The 8,041-nt window shown below is 43.2% G+C and carries 8 protein-coding genes; 2 read left to right on the top strand and 6 right to left on the bottom strand.

Annotated elements, in window-relative coordinates:
- The first annotated feature begins 287 nt into the window (after positions 1–287).
- Together BLS65_RS16630 and BLS65_RS16625 are read left to right on the top strand one after the other, a co-directional pair.
- Positions 288–1,034 carry a DMT family transporter gene (locus BLS65_RS16630; protein ID WP_317039072.1) on the top strand — a complete coding sequence of 249 codons (747 nt, stop codon included), beginning with the start codon at positions 288–290 and terminating at the stop codon, positions 1,032–1,034.
- A 1,135-nt stretch (positions 1,035–2,169) separates the two neighbouring features.
- On the top strand, positions 2,170–3,312 hold the full coding sequence (locus BLS65_RS16625) for a DEAD/DEAH box helicase (protein WP_092440938.1): 1,143 nt from the start codon (positions 2,170–2,172) through the stop codon (positions 3,310–3,312).
- Positions 3,313–3,461: 149 nt separating this feature from the next.
- Here the strand turns inward: BLS65_RS16625 and BLS65_RS16620 are convergent, their stop codons facing one another.
- From BLS65_RS16620 to BLS65_RS16595, 6 genes are all read right to left on the bottom strand, one after another.
- Positions 3,462–3,983 carry a hypothetical protein gene (locus BLS65_RS16620; RefSeq protein WP_092440937.1) on the bottom strand — a complete coding sequence of 174 codons (522 nt, stop codon included), beginning with the start codon at positions 3,981–3,983 and terminating at the stop codon, positions 3,462–3,464.
- Positions 3,984–4,136: 153 nt separating this feature from the next.
- The gene (locus BLS65_RS16615) at positions 4,137–4,457 is read right to left on the bottom strand and encodes a DsrE/DsrF/TusD sulfur relay family protein (RefSeq protein WP_092440936.1); all 321 of its coding nucleotides are present in this window, start codon (positions 4,455–4,457) and stop codon (positions 4,137–4,139) included.
- Between the two features lie 168 nt (positions 4,458–4,625).
- Entirely contained in the window at positions 4,626–5,180 is a 555-nt protein-coding gene (locus BLS65_RS16610) for a hypothetical protein (protein ID WP_092440935.1), read from the bottom strand.
- A gap of 39 nt (positions 5,181–5,219) precedes the next feature.
- Positions 5,220–6,536 carry a serine hydrolase domain-containing protein gene (locus BLS65_RS16605; RefSeq protein ID WP_092440934.1) on the bottom strand — a complete coding sequence of 439 codons (1,317 nt, stop codon included), beginning with the start codon at positions 6,534–6,536 and terminating at the stop codon, positions 5,220–5,222.
- Positions 6,537–6,770: 234 nt separating this feature from the next.
- Positions 6,771–7,688, bottom strand: a complete 918-nt coding sequence (locus tag BLS65_RS16600) for a carboxypeptidase-like regulatory domain-containing protein (RefSeq protein ID WP_092440933.1) — start codon at positions 7,686–7,688, stop codon at positions 6,771–6,773.
- Between the two features lie 36 nt (positions 7,689–7,724).
- A partial coding sequence (locus BLS65_RS16595) for an IS30 family transposase (protein ID WP_125869928.1) occupies positions 7,725–8,041 on the bottom strand: 317 nt, incomplete at its 5' end.

Below are 8,041 nucleotides of genomic sequence, written 5' to 3'. Positions count from 1 at the left end.
TACCACCTGCTGCTGGAGTGAAGCGGCCACGCTGCTGTGCCCAATGGGAAAGGTATGCCCGCGCCTCAATAGCTAGTAATTGAATACCTGACACTTACGGTTCGTTACGGTTTTTATTGTTGCAGGCTTCCAAAAAAGGAAGTTGCAAACCATAGGGGGAGCGAAAAACGGAAGAAGTGACGCAAAGAAGGGCTATGTCGAACCAAAAAAATGGCAAAATATCCACCAAGCAAACCTAAATACGCTAAGATTTAAAACCTAGCAATCGACCTGCGGATTTAAGGTTTATAATACTAATCCCATTTTTTCTTCCTCGGATAAAAAAGGTTACTAAGAAGAATGCCGTTCACCTTATTATTGTTGGCTATGCCGGTATATTCTTTCCTGCATTTTTATTTACCCTTGCCGAAACTCACATAAATAGCTCGCTGGCGGGAATGCTCAACAGCCTTACTCCTCTTTTTGCGCTTATTGTCGGCATATTTCTATACCAAAGCCGCCCCGCACGAAATCAGTATGTTGGTATAATAGTAGGATTGATAGGTGCGCTTGGATTGGTTTCGGAGGGCCGCACCGATTTTCTTCAAAACACAAATATTTATGCCCTATTTATTGTGGTGGCAACCTTGGGCTACGGTATTCAGGCTAACGAAGTTCGGTTTAAGCTGAGCGGTCTTAACGGTGTAGACATTACCGCGCTGGCTATAATGTTTGCCGGTCCACCAGCGGGTATTATCCTTTTCTCTACCGATTTGCAGCATGCGTATCAGTCTCCGGCGTTTTGGCCAAGTCTGGCAGCGGTGCTAACGCTTGCTACCTTTGGATCGGTTATATCGCTATTCATCTTCAACAATTTGATTAAACGCACTAGCGCGCTCTTTGCCACCTCAGTGACCTATATTATTCCAATATTTGCAATTCTTTGGGGTATTGCCGATGGCGAAACCATTACCCTATTTGCGATAGTCAATATTGTTATTGTGCTGGTTGGGGTCTGGATGGTGAATAGGAAGAAGGCGGTGGTGAAAAGTTAATTTGACAATTTGACGATTTGACGATTTGACGATTGTGTGCTGAACAAGGTATAGTGGTTATGCACTGCAAACGCTTATTACAATAGAATTTTAACCACAGAGGGCACAGAGGAAATTTACACAGAGAATCACAGAGGATTTCTCCACAACCGGAATTGGTATATTGTCGGATTATCCTACTTGGGCTGACGCTATGATTTGTCCCTCTATGGTTCTTTAGTGATTGCGATGTAGGATCGGTTGTTAAAGATTGCAACTGCTGTGTGTACATCGCATCTGCGCTATACTTGATAACCCCGGGTTACCAGCCTGAAAGCTGGTGTACCCGGGGCTATTCATATTGAAGGCCTACGGCCTACGGGCTCGTCCTTGCAAATGCTGTTGCAGTTGCAGTTGCCACACATTGCCCCTTTACACCTGCCGCATCCACAACCGGAATTGGCATATTGGCACATTGTCGAATTAACCTACGATTACAGATGCAACGCATTGCCTCACGGCACCAACCCTATCCACAACCGGAATTGGTATATTGACGGATTATCCTACTTGGGCAGACGCTATGATTTGTCCCTCTATGGTTCTTTAGTGATTGCGATGTAGGATCGGTTGTTAAAGATTGCAACTGCTGTGTGTACATCGCATCTGCGCTATACTTGATAACCCCGGGTTACCAGCCTGAAAGCTGGTGTACCCGGGGCTATTCATATTGAAGGCCTACGGCCTACGGCCTTCGGGCTCGTCCTTGCAAATGCCGTTGCAGCACATTGCCCCTTTACACCTGCCGCATCCACAACCTGAATTGTCGGATTGGCATATTGGCAAATTAACCTACGATTGCAGATGCAACGCATTGCCTCACTGCACCCACCCTATCCACAACCTGAATTGTCAAATTGCCACATTGTCGGATTAACTGACCATTACAGACGCAACATATTGCGTCTCTACATAAATTCTATCCATACCCGCAATTGGCATATTGTCGGATTGGCACATTGAAAATTATCCTACGATAATTAAACGCAATGCATTGTGTATCTATTCCTGCCATCCTTTAACCTTTAACGGTTAACATTTAACTTTCTTTGGTATCTTTGTCGGCTAATATTTTTCATCTCGTTACACGTTTACTATGCCGTTTTCCAAGCTGGGTTTATCCGAACATCTTCAAAAAGCGCTGTTGGCGCTGAGCTACGCAAAGCCCTACCCAATTCAGGAGGCAGCCATTCCGGTTATTCTTACGGGTAAGGATGTGCTGGGGATTGCGAAAACAGGTTCGGGAAAAACGGCGAGCTTTGCGCTTCCCATGCTGGAGCGGTTTATGGATAGCAAGACTACATCGAACCGACACGTGCGCGGATTGATTCTGGTGCCTACCCGCGAGCTGGCGCAGCAAGTTGAGGAGGTGTTTAAGAAGCTGAGCGATTCGCTGCCAAAGCGCATAAAAACGCTGGCGGTATTTGGCGGTGCATCTATTAACCCGCAGATGATAAACCTGCAGGGCACCGATATTCTGGTGGCTACTCCTGGTCGTCTGTTGGATCTTATTGCGTCGAAGGCGGTTTACCTCTCGGAGGTGGAGATGCTGGTGCTGGACGAGGCCGACAAGATGCTGAACCTTGGCTTTAAGGAGGAGATGCAGAAGATTCTTCAACTCCTGCCCGCCAAGCGCCAGAATATTCTATTTTCGGCAACGCTGAGCGCGGACATTAAAAATATTAAGGATATTATCCTGCACGATCCCGAGGTGGTGGAGATTGAAGCCGAAGAGGAGTCGATTGATCAGATTTCGCAGATTGCCTACCACGTTACACCCGAGCGCAAGGGTCCATTTTTGCGCTACCTTATTAAGCAGAACAACATGCAGCAGGTGCTGGTGTTTGTATCGTCGGCACAGCGCGCCGATGCTGTGGAGGAGAAGCTATTCCTGAACGGCATAAAGGCAGCAGCATTTCACGGGCAGAAGAGCCAGGGTGCGCGCAACGAGGCGCTGAAGCAGTTTAAGCTGGGAAAGATTCGGGTGCTGGTGGCTACCGACCTGGCCTCGCGCGGTATTGATATTCCCTTTTTGCCCTACGTAATAAACTACGAGCTTCCGCGCTCGCCCAAGGACTACGTTCACAGGATAGGCCGCACGGGCCGGGCCGATGAGAGCGGCGAGGCGATATCGCTGGTTACCGATGAGGAGCTACACCACTTTAAGATTATCCAGAAGAAGATGGGCAAGCGGGTTACGCTGGTGCATACCGAGGAGGTTAACCTTCATGGATTTTGAAAAGTTAAAGGGTAAAAGTTAAAGGGTAAAGGGTAAAGGACAAAAAGTTAAAGGGTAAAGGTTAAAGGACGGCTGCCGGGGAGGTGGCCGTTTGTGTTTGTTATTTGCGGGGATTGCGTGATGCTTAAAGTCCTATTAACTTGCGATTGTTATCTTATTTCATTCATTTCTTCTCTCATCTGTTTTCTGAACACAAAAAACATTACGAAATAAATTACTATGCCAACCGAAAAATATAGCCCGGCATTTAGTTGACTCTCTTTTTTACCAATCAGTTCGTAATATTTCGACTGGTTTACAAATGATTTTATTAAAAAGATGATGAACACAACCAACGATATCCAAAATAGAATTACGGAAATTAGTTGTATCGATTCATTCCCCTTTGCCAACGACCCCACAAGCATAAGGATTATCATTAAACCATAAAAGACGAATGCGACTTTTGAAGAGCTCTCAAAAGAATCAAACTCTTGCTTTGCATCATCATATTTACTATTGGTAAATTCTCCCCTCAACTTAAGAACATCCAAATCAATACCACGAGATTCTAAAATACTTATCGCAGTATTTTGAATGTCGTCTCCATAGCCATATTGCCTGTAATTCTTTACAATATCAATAAGCTTATTGTCATCAAATGTTTTTAGTTTTTCGTTAATCTCCATCATTTTAGTTTTAAATAGTTATTCTAAAGTCCTTCAAACCACCGTAATATATAGGCTCGCTTGCGCCTTTTTAGAGTTTTACATATGCGTTAAAACCTTATACAAACCCATATTGGGTTGTGTTGCGGTATTTACGAACCGAGCGGTTTGTAATCGTTAAAAGGTTACGGTTTTATCGGCCCACACAACTAGGTTTACACAATCTATCATTGTAGAAATGGGACAAGCGTCGGTTTCGTTTAGCTGGCGCGATTTTAAGCATGTTCCGCAGGCAAGTATTTCGCCGCCAATATTCACAAATGCTTTTAGCTGTTCGTCGACGTTATATTGCGTATGGGTTAACCCTTCGCACTCAACGGCCTCTCCCATTAGAAACACCTTTACTTCGTGGCCTTGTTTTTTGGCTGTAACTGCGAATCGAAAAGCATTCCATGCTTTTTCAAACTCCTTTGTTTCTAAGATGATTCCGATTTTCATATTCGAAGGTATTTAAGGTTTTGGAATTATTAGTGTGCAGCGATTGGTGGGTTGAAATTTGGGGTTTGCGTGGCTAATTTCTTGTACAACTACACCGAACTTGATGCGTGGCAGAATACTAGAATACCCAGTTAAACCCCAATGTTTTATGCGGCGTGTTGGTTAATACTACTTATCCACTATGTTCTTTAACGCTTCAATTGCCTTTAATCCGGCAGCCTTTCTCTTTTCGTCCAGTTGGGCTGGAGTCCAGGGATTATTCGAATGAGGTGTATAGGATTGTTTAATGTTAATCGTTATGTAATAATCGTTGGTATACAGTATGTAAATAGTGCCAGTTGCATTATCGAAAAATGCTTCGTCGCCCACACCGGTAACCATCGTGCGGTTGGGGTAATTTGTTTTCATTGCATCATAAAACCCTTTGGCCGTTTTAATGCCTGAGTTTGTAATGGCCAATGTTTGTGTTAGGCCAATATGAAACAAGCCGATGTCGGATGTGTAATAGTCACACATTTTCAGCCCAACAGACGCCGTTTCTTTGCTCTCGAAGGAGGTGTAAGTTTCGCCCGAAATACTTCCTGCTACGGTTTGTGAAATGAGCTGGCATGCATCCGAAACTTTAGGGCCATCGGCACTCTTTGAGCTGTCCTTTTTACATGCGCCCACTCCAATAAGAAGCACCATTAAGGTGGCGGTAATAAATACATTGCGTTTGTTCATACTATAGTTGTTTGTGATGGTTAATTAATACTGATTCGTTTAATTGGGCACTTCGTGCCGTTTAAAGGCCAATTTATTGGCGGTAGTTTTTCTTTTCTTACGCCATATTCCTAGTCCGAATATTAGAATGCTAATTACAATTAATCCAATTAATATAATCTTGGTCATTGTTCCAAGTAGCATAGTAAAAAGTAGAGTATCTGTTTTCCCTGTTTCTAAAAATACCCAGTCGCTTGCTAATCTTGTAGCTAAATCCAGATTACCTGTTTCTAAAACAATTATTCCGTCACCTGTATTTGGATTTATCCTTATTGCCGTATTAATTGGTGGCGTACTTTTTCCATCGTGCCCAAAAATATTTTCATCATTTTCAATGTCAATGTATAGCATAGTGCCCAAACCATATATTGCTTCACCCATTTCGTCCCAATGTGATTTTCTCATTAATGTTAAAGATTCAGGGCTTATTTGACCTCTGCCAATAAGTTCTCCGTTATTGCCTTTTACAAATAGCTGAAAAAATATCTCCAAGTCGGCCAATGAAGTATATAACGAAGTAGCTGCTAAAGAAGTGTAATAAAAATGTGGTGCCGCAGTATTATTGGAATTATAAAACTCACACAGTCTATTGGTTAATGAATCATTCAAAATGTATGTACTGCTAGTCATATTCAATGGTTGAAACACATTCAGTTTCATAAAATCATTGAAAGATTGACCGCTTGTTTCCTCAACTAATAATTGTAATAGCGTGAAACCACCACCAGAATATTTCCATTTAGAATTTGGCTCAATTCCTACTTTTACTTCTCCACTTAATCCAGTATCTGCATCCGTTGCTTTGGTAAGTGAAGCTTCAATTGTTTGAATAGAATCCCGATTTTCAAAGCCGTTATAACCAAGTCCGTCTGTTAAACCTGCTGTGTGGCTTAATAATCTTCTTACAGTTACTTGTTCATTATCAAAGTCACTTGGCGGTAGTTGCCATCTCTTTAAATAATGACTTACGGGTGTGTCCAAGTTGATTTTACCCATTTCAACTAATTTCATCACTCCAACTGCCGATACAAATTTTGAAAGAGACGCTACTTGAAAAATCGTGTTTTTGTCAACTTTCTTATTTTTAGAATAAAACAACTCTTTTCCAACAATACCTCCTTTCATAATGGACATTGCGAAGTTCCCAACAAATTCTTTTTCAATTTTCTGATTAACTGCTACTGCAAATAATTCTGGGTCGTTACTTTTGGTGAATGGTTTGTGCCACCAGCCGTTTAATGTTCCAAAAAGCACCACAATGCACCACAAAACAGCGATTAAAACAAACGTAAAGAGGTATTTGATAATTCTTTTCATATCTAAATATTTGAATTTTACGGCTTTTCTTAAAATGCTGCCAACTTGTTTATATATACGCTAAAACCGTATTCATATTACCGTTAATTTGTATTGCAGCTTTTACCGCACTATCCAAATTTAATGATTTCTATCTTCCCTTGGACAACAATGAGCAGGTTATTTTGCGGTATACCAAAAAGACTCCCCCACCGGTGGTTTGGTGAGGGAGTGAGTGCAATGTGGTATGTGCGGCTATGCTTTATCGAGCTTAATGGTGATGGTGGTGAGTTCGCCCGATATTACATTAATGGTGAGGGTTTGCTCGCGGTAGCCCAGCTTGGATGCGGTAAGGGTGTAGGTTCCCTCCACGAGGTTCTTAATTCGGATGCCGCCCTTTGCGGCCGATTTCCGCTTTACGGGCTTGGTGGTGGAATCTCTCCGCTGTAGGGTAAGCGCAATGGTAACGCCCGAAATGGGTTCGGCAGTTTGGCTATCCTCCACATTTATTGCAAGCGCAATATGGTTTGGGATGGGCTTGCTAATCCGGAGCAAGCTGCGGTAGCTTTCGTAGAACGCTTTATTGGTTTCCCGAGCAATCTCCATAATGGCGTCGATCTTGGCACGATACCCAACGTTCTCCTTAACTAGACGACTAATTTCCTTATTAATTAGGGTTTCGCTAGACTCCTCGAGCCTGGGAAGCGGAATGTTGGCCTGAAACAGATCGATGGTATCGCTGAATTCGTCGAGCCCTGATTCGGTTATACCCACATCGGCCAGCTGGGCCAACATTTCACGTCCTTTATTCAAGAGGGTGGTTGCATAATCGACCAGCTTTGAGTCCTTGGCCTTACTAACTTCGAATGCCTTAAACGAAATAACAGTCTCCAGCGGACTGTTGGGATTCAAAGCCATGTATGCACCAAAGCGGCGCAGGAGTGCGAGCGTTTTATCGACCAACACTTGGTGAGTGTTGCCCTTTTGCTGCGATGCGATGTTTCCAATGGCATTCAGCTGAGCTTTGTAGGCAAAAATCTGCTGATCGTTTGCCTTGATTGAGCTTAAAATCGAGGTGCAGTTGGGTAGCTTGGAGGCCTCTGCTTTGTGCTTCTCGAAGAACTCACAAATAACGGTATCCGTAGTTACCTTAGCCTCATCAGTTTTGTTCATAATGATAGTGGTTTAAGGTTCATACAAATGCAAGATTCAACTCACAAATGCAACTTGGGTTAACTGATTATATGTTAAGAGGGGAGAGATAAACCCTAGCCTTTTTCTAGGCCGACTGTTAAGAATATCTTCGACCCACTGAACCTGCTCTTGTGTTATCGTTTTAAAGTCCGTTTTCTTCGGGAAATACTGCCTTACCAAGCGGTTTGCATTCTCGTTAGCGCCGCGCTCCCAGCTGTGGTATGGCCGTGCAAAGTAAAAATTTATTTGCAACTTTTCGGCAATAACCTGATGTGCTGCAAACTCCTTTCCATTATCAGCGGTAATAGTGTGCATTTGGTGTGCCAACGGGG

This window comes from Williamwhitmania taraxaci, assembly GCF_900096565.1.
GTDB lineage: Bacteria > Bacteroidota > Bacteroidia > Bacteroidales > Williamwhitmaniaceae > Williamwhitmania > Williamwhitmania taraxaci.
The sequence above is the reverse complement of the archived record's forward strand: the minus strand, read 5'-3'. Positions and strand labels throughout refer to the sequence as shown.